The sequence below is a fragment of the Metabacillus indicus genome, assembly GCF_046603695.1.
Taxonomy (GTDB): Bacteria; Bacillota; Bacilli; order Bacillales; family Bacillaceae; genus Bacillus_P; species Bacillus_P indicus.
Map to the genome: position 1 here is coordinate 2773331 of NZ_CP176757.1, position 19525 is coordinate 2792855.

The following is a 19525-nucleotide window of genomic DNA, read 5'->3' on the forward strand; positions in this document are numbered from 1 at the left end:
AAATGCAGGTCACCATTTTTTATAAATGTCATCAGTCAGGCGCTCAATACCTTTGCCATGCAGAAACACATGAAACGCAGAACTGATGCCGCCTGGCATGATCAGGTCTCTTACAGCTCTGTTTTGTTTGGCAGACGGGCTGAAAGGATCCCTGTGGGAATGCTCATGGAGAAATGAAAGAATTCCCGCATTCATCAGAAACTGATCCTGCCTTTCTTTCACGAGCAGGTTCCACCCAAGCTCTTCCGCTTTTTTCTCATACGCATCAAAATGGATATGTGTTGTTATATCCATTTCAAACGGGTGAAGAAGCGGCGGCATCATTTGATGTCTGAAATATCCCCTCATGCTCCCCTGCTTTCTTGCAGGAGTGTGCCACTCTGCGTTTGTATAGCCATAGTCCGCCATTGCGATGACAGCAGCCTCACAAGCATGATCCAGCATCCGCATATAGCTGAGCATAGCCAGCGGCACTTCAAAGCGCTGGCCTTCTGAGAGCTCAATATTCTGCCACAGCAGGAAGGAAGCAATCTCTTCATTCTTGAGAGGCTCGAATTCTTCAACTAGCGCGCCATTTTTATATGCTACTTTCACTTCAAACAGCTGTGAATCTATTTTGGCAACTACATGTACAGGGAAGGCATCAAACAGTTCATTTGAGAAGATGATCCCTCTGAAATTTTCCGGAAGCTGCTCCTGAACAGAAACGGCAAGATCTGCGCATCTTTCCATTTGAAGGTTTCTGTGAAATCCGCTTCCTTCAACAGAAATAACCGTTAAAGCCTCATAAGTACGAGGTGAACAATTTTTCCATTCCAAAAGAAGTGCTTCCAGAAATCTACCTGTGCCCCCGCCGATTTCACAAAACGCCGGTTCAGCGAGGTCTTTTTCAACCATCCTGGAAAAAAAGGCTGCAAACACTTTCGCATAAACATCCGAAACATTGCTCGAGGTGTAAAAGTCTCCGCCTTTTCCTATCTTTTGCCGGGTACTTGAATAATAGCCGTGCTCAGGATGATAGAGGACAAGGTTCATATACTCCGCATAGGAAATAGAGCCCCCCTGCCGGTCAATCAGATCGAAGACAAGCTGTTTCATGGCAGTTCCTAAAAACCGTTTAAAAATGGATTGCTGTCCATTTCGGCTCCTATCGTTGTATCCTGTCCATGCCCAGGCAGCACGACCGTGTCTTCAGGAAGGTTCAGCAGTTTGTCATGGATGCTTTTAATCAGCTGGCGATGATTGCCTTCAGGAAGATCCGTCCGGCCAATGCTGCCCGCAAACAGAGCATCTCCGGAGACGACAAATCCGCTTTCCTCAAAGAAAAAGGAAATGCTTCCCGGTGAGTGGCCCGGCGTTTCCAGCACTTTGCAGGAAAAAGACCCTGCATTCAGAATGGTTTCCTCATCAATTAGATAGTCGGCATCTTCAGCTGCAATGGACTGTCCAAGAAAAGCGTTTGACCCGTTCTTAGCGGGATTTCCAAGCCACTTTTTTTCAAGTCTGTGTATGTAGACAGGAATTTTGTATTCATTGCGCACGTCGTCAACAGCGCCGATATGATCAAAATGGGCGTGTGTCAGAAGCACTGCCATTGGCTTTAGGCCACGTTTTTGCAGGTGCTGAATCAATTTATTTCCTTCGCTCCCCGGATCAATGACCAGGCATTCTTTTTCGCGGTTAGAGATGATGTAGCAATTTGTTTGGAGAGGACCTAAAGGAAGCTGCTCCCAGTTCATATAAACACCCCGTTGCATGCATTTTCTTTCTATTCTACACTAAAAAGGGAAACAACTAAAAGAAGGAGGGGCTGAAAAAGGGTGAAAAGATTATGGGGAATCGAATGGACCAGTGGTGCCTCTGCTGAAGCTATTCAGGAATATGACTGGATAGACAGAGCGGATATGATCACGGTAACAGACTGCAGCCGTCTTGTCTCAAAGCTGAAAGAAGAAAAGCATACTCTGATAGAAGATGTGCATGAGCTGCTGCAGACAGATCTGAGTGTGCTGTACGGTACATTTACTGACTATGGCTTTACAAGTGAAGCCGGCCGCCATTATTTCCTTTCAGAGATGATCCTTTCGTTCAGACTCACAAGCGGCGATCCTCTCCAGAAACAAATGTGCAGACTTCAGACAGAGGAGCACTTGATTGCAGAGAATGACAGCGTTTTATTCACTGATGCAGACAATTTCGAGCTCATGAAAAAAATGGCTGATTCATATGGGGTCTGTATAGAATTCGGGCCTCGACAAACAGAATGAAAACGTTTAAACTATTAAAAGGAATATTTTGCTTTTCTTCATGATTTTATGAAACGACTTACATACGTCAGGGGGCTACAAATATGGGGTTAGTTATTATTTTTGCTCTAGTTACATTGCTGTCTGTGCTAGGATTGCTGCGCTCGTTTAAAGACAAAAATGTAATGGGCATTGTTTTCGCCGGCGGAACACTTGCTGTTTTCGGATGGTTTACGGTAATGACCATTCTTCACCATGGATTTCCGACTGCTCACTAACAGGCAGCAAAAAACGGCCATACGGAGTGCACATGCACTCTGTGTGGCCGTTTTTGTTTTTTACTACTGATGGGCATTTACACTTTTAAGCTTGCTTTCCATTGTAGACTTTTTGTCTCTCCGGTCATCGATTCGGATATTGGTGGCCACTCTTTGAATCCCTTTCTCAAAAGGAGACTCGTGAATCGCCTGAATGACTTCAAATAAATCCGGCAGCTCTCCTTCGATAAGCGTATTCATCGGGGTAAGCTGAAATTTAATCTTGCCTTCCGCTTCATATCCTTTGAGGATTTTTTGAACTGCTGCTACATACTGGCTTACACTTGCCGTTTCGGTGCCTATTGGTATGACGGTTACATCTGCTATGGCCATATTCGTTCCTGCCTTCTTTTTTTCATTTAACGATACTCTTAATTTCACCATCTTTCAAGTGAATGAGCTTTTCCCGATATGATCCGTAAAGGGCATATTCCCCGTCGGGTGAAAGACTGATCGGGCTGTTATCGACATTCCGGGTGATGACTTCCATTGATGCTTTTTCCGGGTCAACAGCAGTCAAATCGAACTTTCCTTCCGTATCTCCCGGAATAAAAGTATAGAAAACACCTTCTGCCGTGTCATATTCAGGAATAAGCCACTCGGAATATAAAGGAGTTAATGGAACGTTAAATGAATAGAGAAGTTCTCCGTTTTTGGAAAACAAATACGTGCCGGTTGATTCCTCTTCGTTCTCTACTTTTATTGAAAATGTGTATTCTTCAAAATGCGCATGTGAAATAATGTGTTCTTCAAGAATCCTCTCTTCCTTTGTCTCTAGAGAATAAGCTGCAAGCGGAGCTGTGAGCTGCGGTTCTGCTTCATTCCATTTCAGATAAGTGATTTCATCATCAGTGAGCCACTGAATAAATGGAAGCTCGACTGGGTTTTTCTCAAGCGAATAATCACTCATTGAAAGGAGAAAGGTTTCAAAAGACCAGTTTTCATCAAAAGCTGTGATGAAAAGCTTTTCTCCTGATGGACTCCATGAAAGATTCAGTTCAGTTGACGGGAATGACCTCTCTGTCCTGATATTTCCTGATTGATCAAGGACCGTGATGCTTGCCTCATAGCTAGTGGGGCTGGAGTGGACGGCGAGCAAGCCCGACTCCCGGTTGATTGACAATTGAACGATGGATGCCTCTGTTTCAAAGAACGGCTTTCTTTCTCCTGTGAACAAATTATATTGGTAGACGACGGACCCGCCGGCATTTTCGCTTAAATAATAAATGCTGCTCTCATCTGCCCAGTCTTCAGCCGAAAAGAATTCTGAGTCCGAAAACGGGACAAGATCTTTTTCTGCTGCCTTGTCTGCAGACATGTCTTTCTCATTCGTTTGCTCTGATTTAACTTCCTTTTCGTCCGGGACATCCCGAGATTGATGAGGCTGCTGCGAGCAACCGGCAGCAAGCATGACAATAAATAGTAAAGCGGTAAATAGTCTGGTTCTCATCATCTCGTCTCCCCTCTTCTTATCATGTAATACGTTCAGACTTGCTGAAAAGTTTCAGGATTTCAGCATATATAATGAAGCCCAGAAAATGCCTCTGCTTTTATTGTAAATATCATCAAACTGACTGAGCGGAAGAGGATTCACTCCCGTCCCAAGCTCTATAGTATACCCGCATTTCTTCTTCTCCAAAACAAACCAGTCCCTGAATCCCGCATGACTGTCGATGGTTCTGATCGCTTTATAGCCGCTCTGCCTGCTGAATTCTTTCACGATGATGCCCGCTTGTTCCGGTTCACAGTTCATATATCCCCAGTAGATTTCTTCGCCCTGGGTATGAACAGCGACAACCATATCAAAATTTTCAGTCTCCACAAGCTTTGCCATCATAATGGATTCCGGTTCAGTCAGCGGCGCGTCACCCGGGTAATCCCTTGAAGACGGAGCTTTAGGAATTTTTCTCTCCTTTTCAATCTCCCAGTTCGCAGGATATTGATTGTTCAGATCCACTCCATTAATATTCGCCTTCCACTGTTCAAAATCAAGGCTGTTATTGTTCATGTGAAGCGTCGAATGATAGTGCGGATGATCAGACGGCAGTCCGTTCAGTACAAGCTGTACACCGTCAGGATTGACCATCGGGACAAAAGAAAGGGATACTTGCTGATATAAATCCATTGCGGAATGACCTTCAAATGACCCTCCGTCAACAACCGCTTCTAAATATTCATGAAGCCAGTTCATCAGGACAGATGTTGTAATCCATTCATTTGCATGAAAGGAGCCGTTCATATGAACTTTTTTGGGTCCGTTTCCAATTTTAAGCTCATATACTGGCAGCCCCAAAACACTGTGTCCAATTGTCCGTTTTTCTACAAAAGGATAGGCATGAAGGATTTTTTCCAGATCTTCAAGCAGAACAATGTAATCATATGCTCTCTTCTTCTGGATAAACTCAGGTGATGGCGGCAGTGGAAGCTGACCCTCATAAAAGTCTATTATATTCCTAATATGCGGTGCATTGAAAGTGGACGATATGTGACATTTTACATTCTCGGTAAAAGGTATGCGGAGCGTCTCTCCTGAAAGGATGCAGGCTGCGGAACATGCCGAATTTGCCTCAAATAGGAGCTGTTCATGTATATTCAGTAGATGGGACAGTTCTTTTAAATGTGTATCCCTTTTCACTCTGACAATCATTACAATCCCCCCAAAAAATGTGCTTATATTCAGCATATGATTACATGCGGGCTTTCTTGTTAAAGCATTTATTAAAGAAGGGGATCAAAGAGAATAAAAAAAGCTTTGGCACAGGGCCAAAGCTTTTGCAGGTTTACTCTTTTTTCTCATTTTCCTTTTTCATTTCATCATAGAAACGAAGGAGGTCACCATAGATGATTTTATCGGAGTAGTTAAGCTCCTGTTTCGCTTTATCCATATATGGTTCACACGCATCCTTGTCTTCAGCAGGCTGCTCTGTTGATTTGTCGTAGCATGTGCCGCTTGTGTAGACAAATTTGTCTGTGATGAAGCTTCCATCACGCAGAACCGTAAACGGAAGTTTATCTTTTGAGAAGAGATCCTTGCCGAATTCAATCTCATCTTTTGTCTCTACGCCAAGCAAATGCATCAGTGTAGGACGAATATCAATCTGACCTGAAACGTCAGAAATGGTTTTAGGATTTTTATCCGTCACTCCAGGGATGTGTATGACAAAAGGCACTCTCTGCAGCTGAATTTCATCGTACGGCGTCACTTCTTTGCCGAGGAACTCTCCCATGGCGGTATTGTGGTTTTCAGAAATGCCGTAATGGTCACCGTAAAGGACGATAATGGAGTTCTCGTAAAGACCTTCATCTTTTAGCTTCTGAATGAAGTGCTTTAAGGCTTCATCCTGGTAACGCACAGTCGGGAAATAGTTATTCAGCGTTTTGCTGTTTGAGTTAAACTCATCAACCATTTTGTCTTCTTCGTTCAGTTCAAACGGGAAATGGTTGGTAAGCGTGATATGCTTGCTGTAAAACGGCTGGGGAAGCTCTTTCATATGATCAACAGACTGTTCAAAGAACTCTTTGTCTTTTAATCCCCATCCGACAGAATTTTCTTCATTTACGTCATAGTCATTTACATCAAAGAACCTGTCATACCCGAGTGCCTGATACATGATGTCACGGTTCCAGAAACTTTTATTGTTGGCATGGAAAACGGCCGAATAGTATCCTTGCTCTTTAAGCAGCTCAGGAGCCGCTACATATTCGTTGTTGCTGTTTGTAAAGAATACTGCGCCCCGTCCAAGCGGATACAATGAATTCTCTACGATAAATTCAGAATCGGACGTTTTCCCCTGTCCTGTCTGATGATAAAAGTTGTCAAAGTTGTAGCTTTCACCGATAAAATCATTTAAGAATGGCGTGATTTCTTTGCCGTTAATGGTTTCGTTAATGACAAAGCTCTGAGTTGATTCCAGTGAAACCAGGATAACGTTTCTGTCTTTTGCAATGCCGAACATGTCTTTGTTCGGTTCCTTCTTATTCGCTTTTACATAGTTCTCAATTTCAGTCAGGCTGTTGCTGTCTGCAAGAGCGCGCTGTGCAGATGTTTTAGACTGCAGCACGCCGTCATAAATGTGGAAGTTATAGACGCTGATGTTTTTCACAAGCATTTCACGGTCAAATGAACGTGTAAGCAGCTGCGGACGTTCAGTCTCAGCCAGTCCCAGGTTGAAGAAAAAGATACCGGCAACAAGCAGATAGAAGGCCGATTTTTCTTTTCTAGTGACGGCGGCAACTGCTTGGAAGCGCGGACGCTTCATAAGCCAGGCAAGAATGACAATGTCAACAAGCAATAACAGATCAAGCGGTTCAAACAGGGAAGAAATACTGCTTCCCAGGTCACCCATATTGCTTGTCTGAAAAAGAACCGGAATTGTCAGGAAGTCATTGAAAAACCGGTAAAAAACAATGTTGGCAAGCAAGACAAACGTTACGATCATGCTCGCAGCAAGGATATATCGGTTGCGGTTTTTCTCTTTCATGAACAGGCCAAAGCCGAAGATAAACAAAAGAAAGCTCAGGGGGTTAATAAACAGGATAAACTCTTGGGTGAAATTTTCAATTTTGATATCAAAGCTAGTTTTGTAGACAATGTATGTTTTGATCCACATGAACAGTGTCGCGATAAGCAAAAATGAAATTTTTGAAAATGATTGGATACGCATTTCATAACCTCCTCATTCGTTAGAACCTGCGCAGTCAAGATCTCGTTTTTTTATTTTTTAAAATTCTCTTTAATTTCCATAAATTAGGCAGATTGAACAACTAAACCATATCTTAATACTTCTTTAACAAAAAATCAATCGTTTTTAACACTTAGCTTACAATAGGATGATAGAATTGTAATGTTGTTCAGCTTATTCGTTTTACCCTATAGTTAGACGTATAAAACCCAAAAAGGTTTCAAAAATGCCAAAGTAAATATCTTCTGAATATTCTTTAAAATAAGAAAGGAGCCTTATCTGCTTTGATAAGGCTCCTTTTAGTATTGCTTGCCCGGACTTTTATATGCGATTAAACCGCGGAAAGTTTTGTTTTTACAAGCCACGCTCCGCCAATAACGCCAGCATCATTGCCAAGAGTTGCAATGGATATGGACGCGCCTTCAGCCACACGCGGGAATGCATAACGCTTGAAATACTTCTCTGTGTTTTTTCTTAAGTGCTCTCCGGCTCTTGAAACTCCCCCGCCGATTACAATCTTCTCAGGATTCAGACCGTTTGAAAGGTTTGCAAGTGCAAGTCCAAGCTGCTTCGTAATATATTCAACAACTTCCGATGCAAGAGCATCTCCCTGTTCAGAAGCTTCAAAGACATCTCTCGACGAAATGCTGCCGTTTTCGGCATAAAGGGTTCTGAGGCTGCTCTGCGCATCACTTTCGCTCAGTTTTTCAACGGCAAGTCTTACAATGCCCGTTGCAGATGCAATTGTCTCTAAGCAGCCTTCTTTGCCGCAGTTGCAAGGTGCTCCGCCTTCAGTCACAGAGGTAATGTGTCCTATTTCTCCCCCTGCACCGTTTACACCATGCACAACCGTTCCGTTTGAAATGATGCCGCCGCCGACTCCTGTGCCAAGCGTTACACAAATAACATCCGTCGCTCCGTCTCCGGCTCCCTTCCACATTTCGCCGATCGCTGCGATGTTTGCATCATTGTCAATAACGGCTCTGAGGCCTGTCTCAATTTCAAGGTGATGCTTTAACGGGTAATTTTTCCAGCCGAGGTTCACTGTTTCATACACAAGTCCTGTTTCTAAATTCACAGGGCCCGGTGCACCCATGCCAATGCCGGCAAGCTTCGCTTTTGTCTGGCCAAGCTCTGAAAGTTTGGCGTCAATTGCCTTTGCAATATCTGTCGTAATGGTTTTTCCGCTTTTATCTGTAGGGATCTCCCATTTTTCAATCATTTCGCCGTAATGGCTGATAAATGCCATTTTAATTGTTGTACCGCCAAGATCTATTCCAACCAGCCATTTATCTGTCATAATATGTCATCCTTTTTTGTTGTAGTCTTAGAGAAACCGTTTGCACAATCATTTAAAACAGCAGGAGCTATTTCTTTTCAAGAACCCGCTGCCTTTCCTGCCTAAGAAGCAGGATTGCCATTTGGTAGTCCTTTACGTCCATTAGGTTTGATTCATATATTTGCCTGATTTCCATTTCCATCAGTTCAAGATCAGCTGCTCTGTCTCCAATATATATGATCGTTCCCATTTTTTTCAGAAACTGCTGAATATCGTAAATCGTTTTCATCATTACACCTGCTCATTTCATAGATATTCTGCATGAACCTACATAAAAGTATAAAGGAATGTCACTTTCCGTCAAGAGGATATTTTAAAATTCAAAACTGGAGTGTATTTTTTCAGGGAACAAAAAAAGAGCGGGCCCCGCTCTTCGCTACAATCCCTTTATCAGAAGCGAACCGTAAAGATACAGCCCCCCTGTAAAAAACAGAGCAAGAACTGCTCCTGTCAGCCGCAAGCCCCATTTCTTCTGTTTGGGCAGCTGCACCATCAAAGCTGCAAGAAATCCTCCTGCAAGACCTCCAAGATGACCGGCGTTATCCACTCCTGGAAATGCAAAACCAAACAGCAGATTCAAAACGATGATAAAGATGACATTTGTTCCAATTGTCCTGAAAAACAGCTTTGGCTTATCAATGCCCATATAGAGCAGGGCTCCGAAACATCCAAAAATGGCGCCTGATGCCCCCGCGGATATGGAAGGGCTGAATGCAAAGCTCGCTAGCGTTCCTGATGCTCCCGCAAACAAATATATAAGCAGAAACCTTACAGATCCGTACATTCTCTCAACCGCCCCCCCTATATAAAGAAGCGCCAATGTATTCATCAGCAGATGGAGGATTCCGATGTGAAGAATAATAGGAGTGAACAAACGCCACCATTCCCCGTCGGCAAGCAGCGGGTTATATTTCGCCCCATAGTCAACAAGCGTCTGGGGGTTCTGGCTGCCTCCTGAAGCTTCAAGAAGCATAAACATGCCGACCTGCAAACCGATAAACAAATAGGTGAAAAGAGGTTTTCCATAACGGAAAAGCTGTCTTTCTTCATTCGCTTTCTTATTTGAATGAAAGATGGCCTCCTTCTTCAACAAGCCTATGTCTGCTTCTTCTGCATCTACCAAAAACGGCAGCCTTTTCCCAAGCAGCGCTTCAAGATAGTCAATCATCTTCTGCTCATTGTCTTTATGGATGACAACCGATTTAATGGTTGTTTTTCCTTCCTGATGAGGTCTTTCGGTCCGGTGTTCCCAATCATCAACCGGCGGATAGGGGGAAAGATAAATATTCAGAAGCTGGACAGGGTGCTTGAATGTTTGCGCGCGGAGCCTATCTATTCTGAATGCGGTTCTCTCGATATCCTGCTGAAGCTGGCTGCCCCAGTCCAGGTCTATCTGCAGAATGCGTATAAGCTGAAACTCTTTATTTTTATTTGGAGCAAGCAGAATTTCGCGATCATCGTCCGAAAGACGGATGATCTGATCATTATGCCGCGTGACAGCATCGTGAACATATTTCCAGAATATTTGTTCCTGCCTTATTCCCATATGCTTCACTCCGACCTTTTTAAGTATAGTATATCAACTCCATGCATCCCTGTTAAGAAAAGCGCCTGTTACTGAATTTTATGAAAAGCCGCCAAATATGCATTGATTGCGTTTCAATATCCTTTTTTATGCTGCTGATTATGTATATGTCTGCAAAAAGATAAAAAAGCACCTGCAGGAGGCGCTTTCAGCGGAAAACACGAAACATAAACTTATTGCGGATAAACGGTATCCTCATCGACAGCTGTATAAACTGGTGCCGGATGGCCGGGCTGCTCAGAACAGCATTCATCAGCCTGTAGCGGTACTGATAAAAGACAAGAGCTCCGAGTATAGTCAAAAGTACAGAATTCACTTTTCGCATGATCATCCCTCCTGCTATTACTCTCTGCGGGAGATCGCGGTTTTATCCATGCATCATTCACTTTTGGTTAATAAAAAAGAAATACAAGTAAAGCTGCACCAAGGATCGCGGTGAAATTAACAGCATCATTATCAAGAAAGCCGCCAGTTTTCACTCCTTCTGTACCGCAGTGCATCTTTTTTTCTGTTGATTTTCCGCATGCAGGGCATTGAAACTGCACCTGAACGGCCGCACCGAGAAACGTATCAATCAGATTTCCTAGGAAGCCTATAAGAAAGATCAGATAGAACTCCATCGGCTCAAGAGCAAAGACAGCATATGCACAAAGGGCTATCAGCCCGGACCCTGCCGCTGCGGCTGCTGTGCCGAGAACGCTGACTGCTCCTGATGTTCCTTTTTCCACTTGTTTCAAGGAAAAAATCATTCTCGGCTTTTTTCTGCTCAATGTTCCAATTTCTGAAGCCCAGGTGTCAGCATTTGCTGCAGCAATTGCTGCACTGTAGACAGCAAATCCTCCCTCAAATGGAAAAAATGCATAAAGAATGCTTAAAAGCGAGGCAGCCCCTCCATTTGCAAACACCTGAACGGCATCCCTCTGATCTCCTTTAACTAGCATCTCTTCAACACTCGCTTTTTGATTCCGCTTGTACTTGCTCCATAAGCTTGAGCTTCCAAAAAACACGCCAAGCAAGATCAGTCCCGGATAACCAAAGCCTGCATAAATGGAGATGCCGGTAAAAACCGCTGCCGCTGCACCGCCAAGCGTTAAAGATTTCAGCTTAAATCCTGCAGCAGAAATGCCCAGAATAAACAGAATGGCAATTAAAAGATCAGCCACTTGTCAAGATCACCTCATCTTCAGTTATGATCTTCCTGACCGGAATATCATGATGTTCTGCAGGAAGGTCCGGCAGAATTTGTTGAGAAAAGGCAAGTGAGACCGTCATACCTCCAAATGAAGGAAGATACCTGTCATAATAGCCTCCCCCGTAGCCGATCCGGTACCCCAATTTGCTAAAACAAACCCCGGGAACAAATAGAAGATCCATTTCGTCAGGCGTCACTAAGGATGTTTTTGACACAGCAGGTTCCTTTAAGCCGTAATAAACAACCTCCAGCTGATCTTCTGATGTATACGTGCGAAATTCCATTTCCCTGGTTTTCGGCAGGCATCTCGGAATAGCTACACGCTTGTTCATCTGCAGCGCTTTTTCAATGATACGATTTGTGTCAACTTCCATGCCTCGTGAGATTGTAATGCCAATCGTCTTGCTGTCTTTCCAGCAGGAGGACTGAAAGAGTTGTTTATGTATACGCCCGCAAAGGCTTCTGTATGTATCAGGTTCCATCTCAGATAATTCGTCCAGCATTTGTTTTCTCAATGTTTTTTTCAGCATCAGCCATTCTCCCTTTGCTAAAATTCGCGTAAAAAAAAACAGCAAGGAAAAAATTCCTGCTGCTTACTTTGTTTCGCGGTGCAATGTAACCTTTTTCTCTCTAGAGCAGTATTTTTTAAGCTCCATACGATCTGGGTTATTACGTTTATTCTTTTTAGAAATGTAATTACGTTCGCCGCATTCTGTGCAAGCTAATGTAAGATTAACGCGCATGTTGATTTCCCTCCAAACTGAAAAAACTTATACTAAATCAGACTTAACTATAATAGCATTTTTAAAAAATAAATGCCACATTATTTTCAACTTTTATTTCATACAGATGTTAGGAATTTTTTTTCGTGTACTCTTGCCAGGCATTTGCCGTCTCTTCATTCATATCAGCGAGAGCTGAGTGATCTTGAATCTGGCACTGTCCGATCATCCCGCCAAGGCTGCACGATTTTCCTACATAGCTGTTTTCCCACAGAATGGAATGTGTAACAGAAGATTTTTCGTGGATGATGGCTGATTCAGACAATACAGTGTGAGGCCCCACTGTCGCCCCTTCATGTATGATCGTATTGCTGCTGATATAGATTGGCCCCTTCAAAGTCACATCATCATGGATCGTGACACCGTCCTCCATCCAGATGCCCTTGGCAATCTCTTTTCCCTTAGGGGCGAGATTCACTCGATGTTCAAGCATATCAAATTGTGCTTCGCGGTAATTTGAGAGAGTTCCAATATCCGACCAGTACCCCTCCGCTCTGAAAAGGGAGATAGTCTCTTTATTTCGGATCATTTCAGGGAACAGATCATTGCTGAAATCACTGGATGCAAACTCTTCCAGGTAAGAGAAGATGCTTGGATTGAAAATATAGATCCCCGTATTGATGGAGTGATCTGAAAGGTCATTCCACTTCGGTTTTTCAAACATCCTGCTGATATGGGTTTCTTTTGAAAGCAGCACTCCGTATTCAATTGGGAGATCAAGCGGCTTTGTGAAGATTGTCGCAGCCGCACCGTGTGACAAATGATGATCAATGCCTGCGGTTAAATCAAAATCGGTCAGAATGTCCCCGCTGATGACAAGAAAAGGTTCTGTCAGAAGCTCTTCTGCAAGCTTGACGCTCCCTGCTGTGCCAAGAGGCATTTCCTCTTCACTGTATGTGATTCTGATGCCCCACTTCGAACCGTCTCCAAAATAGGACCTGATGGCTGACGACAAGTAATGTACGGTCATAATAACATCATCTATACCATGCCTTTTGAGAAGCTCAAGGCTATATTCCAGTACGGGCTTATTCAGTATGGGCACAAGCGGCTTTGGACAATGATTTGTAAGCGGTCTGAGCCGGCAGCCTTCTCCGCCTGCGAGGATAACAGCTTTCACTTTACTTCAGCTCCTTGTCTTTATGGAATTCAGCACTTCATATTCTTCTATCACTTGCTCTGCAAACAGATCATAGGAAAAACGCCGCGAAACGTCAGACAATCCTTCCTTCGCAAGGCGATCTGCCCATATTTTATTTGTTAGTGCCTCTAAGATAGCTGATGTTAAAGCTTCCGAATTCCCCCGCTCAAATAAAAGACCGTTTTCCCTATGCCGGATGATTTCTTTAAGCCCGCCGGTATCAGATGCAATTGTAAGCTTACATGCTGCCATGCTCTCAAGGGAGATCATTCCAAAGGGTTCATACAAACTTGGCACAACGGTCATCTCACAGTTCTTAAAACATATATGAAGAGGTGCATCGTCTAAAAAACCAAGAAATATGACATGATTTTGAACGTTCAATTCTTTCGCTAGTTTTTCATATTCGCTGCGGTATGGCCCATCTCCTGCAATTATAAGCCTAATTTCAGGAAAACGCTTTAAAATTTCCGGCATGGCTGCAAGCAGCACGCCGAATCCTTTTTCGGGGACCAGCCGTCCCGCTGCAAAAATATATGGCTCTCCAGATAAAAAAAGAGGTTTTTTGTTTTTAGAATTTTTATCATTCATATTACTTTTTAGCGGATTTATTCCATTATAGATGACCGCAGACTTGCCGGGGGCCATTTCTAATTGATCTTCAGCTTGTTTCTGCATATATTGGCTGCATACGATGACCCTGTCAGACTCTTTAACAAGCCTTTTTTCTTCCATAGTAATGTGTTTCTGCAGCGGGGTACATGCGGACCCGTTTCGCCCAATTTCTGTCGCATGTATGGTCGCTGCAAGCGGAACTCCCCAACCTTCCCTTACAGCCCGTCCGGCCCCGGCAGTCAGCCAGTCATGTACGTGAACAAGATCAAAGGAGAGGCCTCTATTTCTTTTCAAAAACTGAACGAAAGCAAAGTTCATGTTCAGCACCCACTCTTCAAGGCTATTGCTTGTTTTATGCAGGGGTTTTAGCCTGAATATGTGCAGAAAAGGCGCCGGGTTCTCATAGCCTTGCAGAGCGGGGTCCGCTGCAGCGGTCAATAGAATGACTGCTTTCTTTTTTTCAGCGAGGGCTTGAACAAGGACATGCACATGACGGCCTAGTCCGCCAATAAGATTTGGCGGATATTCTGTTGAAATCATAAGGACAGAAGCGTGAAGTTTGTGAAGCGAGCTTTTGACCTCCTCCACATTCTGCATATTCGTGTTTAAGTCCTGTAATATTACCGGTTCTTTTTCATCTGGAACATCCCCATATGAGGTGTATCCGGAAAAGCAGCGCTTCCAGTTCGTTCTGGAATAGGCCGATCGCCAATCTGAACTGCTGCCGCTGCCTGTTTCTCCATGAACGGAGTCAGATCTTGCAAGTGTAAGTTCTCTGCTTTGATCATATAAGACGAGGTCGGCAAAGTAGATGGCTTCCGTCCCGCTGTATGGAATAAATACATGCCTTTCCTTTTGCACCTCTATATCCTTATAAGCAAGAAACCCTTTTGCCTGCCTGAAAACGCGGATCTTTTTTCCAAGCAGGGAAAACGCTTTGCCGAATAGAGTGGACACAATTCCTTTATCCGGCTCATCAATATGCCAGCTAGCATACAAACCTGACTGCTTTTTGGCGAGACTGATCCCTGTCCCCTTTTCATGAATGATATCCACTGTTATTCCCCTCGCTTCACTTGCTTCATTGTCATTTCCCGTACATCTATTTCTCTCCTTATTATGTCATAAATCCTGTATTTGAAAAAAGCTGATCCAATAAGGACAATTTTCGACAATATCTACGAATTTCCTTTAGTCCATAAGCTTTTTATGGTATAAAGAAAAAGGGAAAAAATATTAGAAGGTGAATAAAATGGAGATTATGATTATTGCCCTGTTTGCCGTAAGCATCCTTTTAATTGGCGTCTCATATTTTCAGAGAGATTCCGTTAAAGACATTGAACAGGAAGTAGAGCACCTGTCGGTATCATCTATGCAGGAGATCTACAAGCTGAAGAAAAAAGTCAGAGTTTTAGAAGAAGAAATTCTGCAAAACGGCCTTCAGCTTTCAGATTATGATTCAATCGATCCTCAAACGCTTCAGCGCATTGTTTTAAAGCATAATCAAGGATTATCCACTGAAGCCATTGCACGTTCTGAATACTTAAGCGAGGACGAAATCAGAGACATTCTTAAAAAGAATGAGAGGGTCCTCACATGAGCAGAAAAGGATTTCAATCGTTCGCAGCAGGAATGATTCTTTCCACATCTGTACTCGCTGCCACTCACTTTTTCGGAGAAAACAACGACAAAGCGACTGTGACTGTCAATAGAGAAGTAACTGAAAATGACATCAAAGAATACTTAATCAAAAACGGCCAGACGGCTGTTGATACGAAAGAATATGACGAATTAATCGCCTTTAAAGAAAAGGCTTTAATTGAAAAGCAAAAACAGGCTGAAAAACCTGCAGAAGAAAAGCCACAGCAGGAAAACTATACCCTTAAAATTGTAGACGGCATGGCGACTTCTGATGTTTCGCGTATTCTCGAACAGGAAGGCGTCATCGAATCCGCAAGCGAATTTAATGATTTTGTCATTAACGGAAATTACCATACAAAAGTACGCATGGGAACATTCCAGCTTAAAAAAGGAATGAGCTTCAGCGAGATTGTAAATGTTCTCGTAAAATAAAAAGGAGTGAACGCCAGAGAAATCGAGGCGTTCATTTTTCTATTCGGGAATTCCTGACATAAAAAAGCTTGCCGCGTTTACGGCAAGCTTTTTTGATGGTTTAAGCATTAAGGTCGTATCTTCTGCCTTTTACGAGGTAGAGGACGCTTTCTGAGATATTTGTCGCATGGTCAGCTGTGCGTTCAATGTATCTGCACACGAACATAAGCTGAGTAAGCTGCTGCATCAGCTCTTTGCGCTCAGGCATAATTTCAAGCAGTTCACGAATTGTCTGGCCGTATAAATCATCCACCTGATCATCCATCTCCGCTACTTGCTTGGCAAGGACCACATCTTCTTCGTTATATGCTTTAACAGAAAGGGATAACATTTCAACAGCAATCGCATGCATTTTTTTAATGGTTTCAATCGGTTTGAATAACGGCTCGTCCCCGATTCTGATTGTTGATTTTGCAATATTAACAGCAAAGTCCGCCATTCTTTCAATGTCATTAGAGATTTTAATGGCAACGATAATTCTTCTCAGGTCAATGGCAACGGGCTGCTGCTTGGCAATAAGAAGGATGGCAAGATCATTGATTTCCTCATCCAGATCATCAATTCTTTCATCATTTTCGATAATTTCAAGCGCTGCTTCTACATTTCTTGTTTCAAGTGCACCGATTGCCTCAGACAGCGATTTTACGGAAAGGCTTGCAATTTCATTTAATTTATCCTGAAGAATTTTAAGGTCATATTCAAACTTCTCTCTTACTACCATGTCGCTTCCCTCCAATAGTATCAAGCTGATGTGTTTTTCCCAGTAAATCATACAGGAATAAGCCGTGCAAACTGATTGTTTTGCACGACTTACCTTTATTTAACCGAAACGTCCTGTGATGTAATCTTCTGTACGTTTATCAGACGGGTTAGAGAACAGCTTATCAGTATGTGCGTATTCCACAACTTCGCCGTTTAGGAAAAATGCTGTGCGGTCGGAAATACGTGCAGCCTGCTGCATGTTGTGAGTAACAATCACGATGCTGTACTGCTTTTTCAATTCCTGAACAAGCTCTTCCACTTTTAACGTCGAGATCGGGTCAAGTGCAGACGTCGGCTCATCCATCAGGATCACATCGGGTTCAATCGCAAGACAGCGCGCGATGCACAGACGCTGCTGCTGTCCGCCGGAAAGGCCGTATGCATTTTCTTTTAAGCGGTCCTTTACTTCATCCCAGATGGCTGCGCCTTTTAAGCTTTTTTCAACGATGGCGTCAAGCGTCTTTTTGTCGCGGATTCCATGAATTCTTGGTCCGTATGCAACATTTTCATAAATAGATTTAGGGAACGGATTTGGCTTTTGGAACACCATCCCAACTCTTGTGCGCAGGTCTTCCACTCCGTAGCCTTTATCAAAGATGTTTTTTCCGCGGTAGATAATTTTGCCTGAAGTGCGGACTGTAGGAATAAGTTCAACCATGCGGTTCAGTGTTTTGATGTAGGTTGATTTACCGCATCCAGATGGTCCGATAATCGCCGTTACTTCATTTTCATAGATATCAAGGTCAATATTTTTCAATGCCTGATCATTTCCGTACCAAAGATTCAGGTTATCTGTTTTATAGACGATGCTTTTTTCTTTTTGAGCATTCGCCGCCATATCCTCATTTTCCTTCCGCTCTTTCACAACTTTTGTCATTTCCATCGTGTGAAACCTCCTTCATCCATTTCAAAGCGTGTTTAATAATTTTTCTGGAATTTATTTCGAATCAATACTGCCACTGAGTTCATGACAATCAGGAAGATAAACAGAACGATAATGCCGGCGGCAGCCACATCCTGGAAATCAGCCTGCGGTCTTGAAGCCCAGTTAAAGATCTGAATTGGCATAACGGTAAATGTGCTCATTACATTTTCAGGCAAATAATTAACAAATGCAAAGGCTCCTACAACAAGCAGAGGTGCTGTTTCACCTATCGCTCTTGAGAAAGCAAGGATGCTTCCTGTTAAAATACCTGGAATTGCGGCTGGCAAAACAACTCTGCGGATCGTCTGCCACTTAGTAGCCCCCATACCGAAAGATGCTTCACGTAGCTCTTTAGGAACAGCTCTGATGGCTTCCTGAGACGCAACGACAATAACCGGAAGAACAAGAAGCGCCATTGTAAATCCCCCGGCTAAAATGCTTCTTCCAAGGTCAAAGTAACGGACAAATACAGTAAGACCCAAGAGTCCAAAAACGATCGATGGAACTCCGGCAAGGTTTGCAATATTCACTTGCAGGAAGTTCGTGAATTTATTTTTCTTAGCGTATTCTTCCATATATAAAGCCGTGCCGACACCAAGAATCAATCCAGTCGGTATGACTACAGCCATAACCCAGAGGGAACCGACCAGTGCTGCTTTAATACCTGATGCTGACGGTCTTCTTGATGCGAAATTCTGAAAAAATTCCGGTGTTAAAAAGCTAAATCCTTGAGTGAATATCCGATATAAAAGAATTCCGAGAACAACGAGAGCAAAACTTGTGGCAATCATAAAAATACCTTTGTAAATGCCGTTTACCGCAAGCCTGCTGCCCATCTTCTTTGCGACTTTATCTTTATTAATGTAGTTCATCTTAGTATTCCTCCCTGAAGCGGCGGGAAATAAACTGTGCAAGCAGGTTCATGAGCAATGTGAACAGGAATAGCGTCATACCGACAGCATAAATGCTGTAGTAGATTGTTGTTCCATAACCTGCATCACCTGAACTTACCTGAACAATGTAAGCTGTCATCGTCTGAATGGATTCCGTCGGATCAAACGTAAGCTTAGGTGTAGCACCGCCTGCTAGTGTAACAATCATCGTTTCGCCGATTGCACGTGAAATAGCCAGTACAAATGAAGCAATGACACCGGATATAGCTGCCGGAAGCACTACCTTAATGGCAACTTCAAATTTCGTTGATCCAAGTGCCAGTGCGCCTTCTCTCATAGCTCTTGGAACAGATGTCATGGCATCCTCAGATAGTGAAGCAATCATTGGAATGATCATAATCCCCACCACAATACCCGGGCTCAGAGCATTGAAGAATCCAAGGTCAGGCATAATCGAACGAAGCAGCGGTGTAACAAATGTCAGGGCGAAGAATCCGTACACAATAGTCGGTATCCCGGCAAGTACTTCAAGGATCGGCTTTATGATCCTTCTTACCCGGTCTGATGCATACTCACTCAAATAAATAGCAGATGCCAAACCAATCGGCAAAGCTACAACCATTGCAATTACTGCTACAAGAAGTGTTCCAGAAATAAGTGTTATAATTCCGTAGGCTGGATCACTTTCAAAAAACGGATACCATTCCCGCTGGGTTATAAAGTCAAGCAGAGGCACTTTGCTGAAAAACGTTACCGTTTCAACAATAAGAGTTAACACAATTCCTACTGTCGTAAGAACGGAAATGACAGCTGTCAGCAATAAAAATGCCGGGACCAGTTTTTCTGTAGATCTCATCCAGGATCTTTTCTCTTTTTTTTCTCTGATCAGTTCACTGACAGAGCGGCTTGATTCTGTTGCCATAATGCGAAAACC

23 protein-coding genes are annotated in these 19525 nt (G+C 43.2%); 4 read left to right on the top strand and 19 right to left on the bottom strand.

The window, feature by feature from the left end:
• Positions 1–9: 9 nt before the first annotated feature.
• A complete protein-coding gene (locus ACK1LH_RS14280; protein ID WP_411333452.1) occupies positions 10–1098 on the bottom strand; it encodes a class I SAM-dependent methyltransferase in 1089 nt (362 codons plus the stop codon).
• Between the two features lie 8 nt (positions 1099–1106).
• Entirely contained in the window at positions 1107–1739 is a 633-nt protein-coding gene (locus ACK1LH_RS14285) for an MBL fold metallo-hydrolase (RefSeq protein WP_203288084.1), read from the bottom strand.
• Between the two features lie 81 nt (positions 1740–1820).
• Between ACK1LH_RS14285 and ACK1LH_RS14290 the strand changes: the two genes are divergently transcribed.
• Entirely contained in the window at positions 1821–2267 is a 447-nt protein-coding gene (locus tag ACK1LH_RS14290; RefSeq protein WP_029279692.1) for a hypothetical protein, read from the top strand.
• A gap of 83 nt (positions 2268–2350) precedes the next feature.
• The gene (locus ACK1LH_RS14295; protein ID WP_029279690.1) at positions 2351–2524 is read left to right on the top strand and encodes a DUF2759 domain-containing protein; all 174 of its coding nucleotides are present in this window, start codon (positions 2351–2353) and stop codon (positions 2522–2524) included.
• A 63-nt stretch (positions 2525–2587) separates the two neighbouring features.
• Here ACK1LH_RS14295 and ACK1LH_RS14300 read toward each other — a convergent pair whose 3' ends face one another.
• The 13 genes from ACK1LH_RS14300 to ACK1LH_RS14360 form a co-directional block, all read right to left on the bottom strand.
• On the bottom strand, positions 2588–2896 hold the full coding sequence (locus ACK1LH_RS14300) for an MTH1187 family thiamine-binding protein (RefSeq protein WP_029279688.1): 309 nt from the start codon (positions 2894–2896) through the stop codon (positions 2588–2590).
• Between the two features lie 22 nt (positions 2897–2918).
• Complete coding sequence (locus ACK1LH_RS14305; RefSeq protein ID WP_411333454.1) at positions 2919–4013, bottom strand: hypothetical protein; 1095 nt, start codon at positions 4011–4013, stop codon at positions 2919–2921.
• Between the two features lie 54 nt (positions 4014–4067).
• Positions 4068–5210 carry a M14 family metallocarboxypeptidase gene (locus ACK1LH_RS14310; protein WP_411333456.1) on the bottom strand — a complete coding sequence of 381 codons (1143 nt, stop codon included), beginning with the start codon at positions 5208–5210 and terminating at the stop codon, positions 4068–4070.
• Positions 5211–5343: 133 nt separating this feature from the next.
• On the bottom strand, positions 5344–7227 hold the full coding sequence (locus ACK1LH_RS14315; protein ID WP_411333458.1) for an LTA synthase family protein: 1884 nt from the start codon (positions 7225–7227) through the stop codon (positions 5344–5346).
• A 349-nt stretch (positions 7228–7576) separates the two neighbouring features.
• Positions 7577–8545 (bottom strand): ROK family glucokinase, encoded by a 969-nt coding sequence (locus ACK1LH_RS14320; RefSeq protein WP_029279681.1) that lies wholly within the window; start codon positions 8543–8545, stop codon positions 7577–7579.
• A 67-nt stretch (positions 8546–8612) separates the two neighbouring features.
• Positions 8613–8813: a YqgQ family protein gene (locus ACK1LH_RS14325; protein WP_029279680.1), complete on the bottom strand. Its 201-nt coding sequence runs from the start codon at positions 8811–8813 to the stop codon at positions 8613–8615.
• A gap of 147 nt (positions 8814–8960) precedes the next feature.
• Positions 8961–10130: a rhomboid family intramembrane serine protease gene (locus ACK1LH_RS14330; protein ID WP_051865389.1), complete on the bottom strand. Its 1170-nt coding sequence runs from the start codon at positions 10128–10130 to the stop codon at positions 8961–8963.
• Positions 10131–10317: 187 nt separating this feature from the next.
• Positions 10318–10494 carry a hypothetical protein gene (locus tag ACK1LH_RS14335; protein WP_087946341.1) on the bottom strand — a complete coding sequence of 59 codons (177 nt, stop codon included), beginning with the start codon at positions 10492–10494 and terminating at the stop codon, positions 10318–10320.
• Between the two features lie 67 nt (positions 10495–10561).
• Positions 10562–11332: a DUF92 domain-containing protein gene (locus tag ACK1LH_RS14340; RefSeq protein ID WP_411333461.1), complete on the bottom strand. Its 771-nt coding sequence runs from the start codon at positions 11330–11332 to the stop codon at positions 10562–10564.
• On the bottom strand, positions 11325–11891 hold the full coding sequence (locus ACK1LH_RS14345; RefSeq protein WP_051865516.1) for a 5-formyltetrahydrofolate cyclo-ligase: 567 nt from the start codon (positions 11889–11891) through the stop codon (positions 11325–11327). The genes ACK1LH_RS14340 and ACK1LH_RS14345 overlap by 8 nt, the downstream gene beginning before the upstream one ends.
• A gap of 63 nt (positions 11892–11954) precedes the next feature.
• Positions 11955–12104, bottom strand: a complete 150-nt coding sequence (gene rpmG, locus ACK1LH_RS14350; RefSeq protein ID WP_070875478.1) for a 50S ribosomal protein L33 — start codon at positions 12102–12104, stop codon at positions 11955–11957.
• A 109-nt stretch (positions 12105–12213) separates the two neighbouring features.
• Entirely contained in the window at positions 12214–13263 is a 1050-nt protein-coding gene (locus ACK1LH_RS14355; protein WP_051827297.1) for a sugar phosphate nucleotidyltransferase, read from the bottom strand.
• A gap of 6 nt (positions 13264–13269) precedes the next feature.
• Positions 13270–14955: a glycosyltransferase gene (locus ACK1LH_RS14360; RefSeq protein WP_411333463.1), complete on the bottom strand. Its 1686-nt coding sequence runs from the start codon at positions 14953–14955 to the stop codon at positions 13270–13272.
• Between the two features lie 196 nt (positions 14956–15151).
• Between ACK1LH_RS14360 and ACK1LH_RS14365 the strand changes: the two genes are divergently transcribed.
• Together ACK1LH_RS14365 and ACK1LH_RS14370 are read left to right on the top strand one after the other, a co-directional pair.
• Positions 15152–15499: a hypothetical protein gene (locus ACK1LH_RS14365; protein ID WP_029279669.1), complete on the top strand. Its 348-nt coding sequence runs from the start codon at positions 15152–15154 to the stop codon at positions 15497–15499.
• A complete protein-coding gene (locus ACK1LH_RS14370; RefSeq protein ID WP_029279667.1) occupies positions 15496–15972 on the top strand; it encodes a hypothetical protein in 477 nt (158 codons plus the stop codon). Before ACK1LH_RS14365 ends, ACK1LH_RS14370 begins: the two co-directional genes overlap by 4 nt.
• A 100-nt stretch (positions 15973–16072) precedes the next feature.
• Here the strand turns inward: ACK1LH_RS14370 and phoU are convergent, their stop codons facing one another.
• The 4 genes from phoU to pstC all read right to left on the bottom strand — a co-directional run bounded on the left by phoU (position 16073) and on the right by pstC (position 19513).
• Positions 16073–16732 (bottom strand): phosphate signaling complex protein PhoU, encoded by a 660-nt coding sequence (gene phoU / locus ACK1LH_RS14375; protein ID WP_029279665.1) that lies wholly within the window; start codon positions 16730–16732, stop codon positions 16073–16075.
• Positions 16733–16831: 99 nt separating this feature from the next.
• Positions 16832–17656 carry a phosphate ABC transporter ATP-binding protein PstB gene (gene pstB, locus ACK1LH_RS14380; RefSeq protein WP_035207162.1) on the bottom strand — a complete coding sequence of 275 codons (825 nt, stop codon included), beginning with the start codon at positions 17654–17656 and terminating at the stop codon, positions 16832–16834.
• Positions 17657–17691: 35 nt separating this feature from the next.
• Positions 17692–18570, bottom strand: a complete 879-nt coding sequence (gene pstA, locus ACK1LH_RS14385) for a phosphate ABC transporter permease PstA (RefSeq protein WP_035207164.1) — start codon at positions 18568–18570, stop codon at positions 17692–17694.
• 1 nt (position 18571) lies between these two features.
• Complete coding sequence (gene pstC, locus ACK1LH_RS14390; protein WP_029279659.1) at positions 18572–19513, bottom strand: phosphate ABC transporter permease subunit PstC; 942 nt, start codon at positions 19511–19513, stop codon at positions 18572–18574.
• Between the last annotated feature and the right edge of the window lie 12 nt (positions 19514–19525).